Source organism: Sphingobium jiangsuense (assembly GCF_014196495.1).
In the GTDB taxonomy this organism is placed as follows: domain Bacteria; phylum Pseudomonadota; class Alphaproteobacteria; order Sphingomonadales; family Sphingomonadaceae; genus Sphingobium; species Sphingobium jiangsuense.
In genome coordinates, this window is record NZ_JACIDT010000065.1 from 1 (window position 1) to 1,222 (window position 1,222).

General features: G+C 57.9%; 3 protein-coding genes. 2 read left to right on the plus strand and 1 reads right to left on the minus strand.

Features of this window, described 5'->3' with window-relative positions; genetic code table 11:
- On the plus strand, positions 1–291 hold a 291-nt coding region (locus GGR43_RS23340; RefSeq protein WP_223177596.1), incomplete at its 5' end, for a hypothetical protein.
- A gap of 41 nt (positions 292–332) precedes the next feature.
- Here GGR43_RS23340 and GGR43_RS23345 read toward each other — a convergent pair.
- Complete coding sequence (locus GGR43_RS23345) at positions 333–680, minus strand: hypothetical protein (RefSeq protein WP_223177597.1); 348 nt, start codon at positions 678–680, stop codon at positions 333–335.
- A 77-nt stretch (positions 681–757) separates the two neighbouring features.
- Here GGR43_RS23345 and GGR43_RS23350 point away from each other — a divergent pair, with 77 nt between their 5' ends.
- Positions 758–1,105, plus strand: coding sequence for a thermonuclease family protein (locus GGR43_RS23350; RefSeq protein WP_188074094.1), 348 nt, complete (start codon positions 758–760; stop codon positions 1,103–1,105).
- Positions 1,106–1,222: the final 117 nt, after the last annotated feature.

Consider the following 1,222-nt stretch of genomic DNA (forward strand, 5'->3'; position numbering starts at 1 on the left):
CGGCGTGTCCCAGATAGCCATGAGTATTCGATTGGGCCTGCCTACATGAAACCCACCCTTGAGAGAGCCGCCCGCGCAATATGCCGCTTCGAAGGCCACCCGGAGAACATCCAGTTCGAGGGGAGGGCGATGTGGCAGAGCTATCTCCCACAAGCCCGCGCCGTGCTCCAAGCTATCGAAGAGCCGGACATGGCGATGGTGTCCGCCGCCGTCGACAAGGCCAAGCAGATCGGTGCCGGGGATTTCGTCGGGATTTACAGGGCGATGATCGGGGCGGTGATCGAGGGGTGAGGGGAGCGAGCCGAAACCCACTCCCCTCCGAAGCCAGCGCGTCAACGCTTGCCGGTATTGACCTCTGAGATGCGCCCCTGGTTGACGCCAAGATCAGCAGCGATATCGTGCTGATAATGGCCCATCGCGAGGCGTTCGCGAATTTTCGCAACGATTTCAGGAGTCAATTTGGCGCGCGGACGGCGCCGTCTTTCGAATGCCATCTTTCTTACCTCCGTGAGATGGCGCGATCTGATATTGACTAGGAGGTGCCGGAGGTGCACATAGCCACCTGTCGGGTTACCTCCCGCTTCGCGTTTCAGAACCGATTTCCGCGAAGCGTCCCCGATCAAAAGCCCGGCGCTCGTAACGCCGGGCTTTTTCATTTCAGGAACTGTCGAATCGTTCATAAACGATGGATCATCCTGTTCAATGGGGTAAAAGTACATATAAAGAACAATTTATGTACGAAGAGTGAAACCTAAAGATGATCCTCCCCATCCTTCTGTCTCTTGCGCCCGTTTGCTCTGCCGTGGACGGCGACACGATACGCTGTGGCTCCGAACGCATCCGCCTGATAGGCATCGACGCGCCGGAGCTGCACGGCTGCCGCAAGGGCAGGGTATGCGTCCCCGGTGACGGTCAAGCCAGCAAGCGCAGTCTCGCAGCGCTGATCGAGGGCAAGCGGTTGACGATCGAGCGCCATGGCCGCGACAGATATGGACGCACGCTGGCCTATGTCTGGGCCAACGGCGCGAACCTCTCCTGTGTTCAGATAAGGCGCAAGATGGCTGTTTATGTGCCTAAATGGAATACGGGTGGGCGGGGGTGTTGATCTAGCCGCTCCAACTCAAGCGCGCGAATTCGCCAGTACCAGTTCGGAGCAGCCATTAAAGCTTTGTTCATTGACACCGCGCTAGTACCTATCATATTGATAGGTGCATGACCGAGA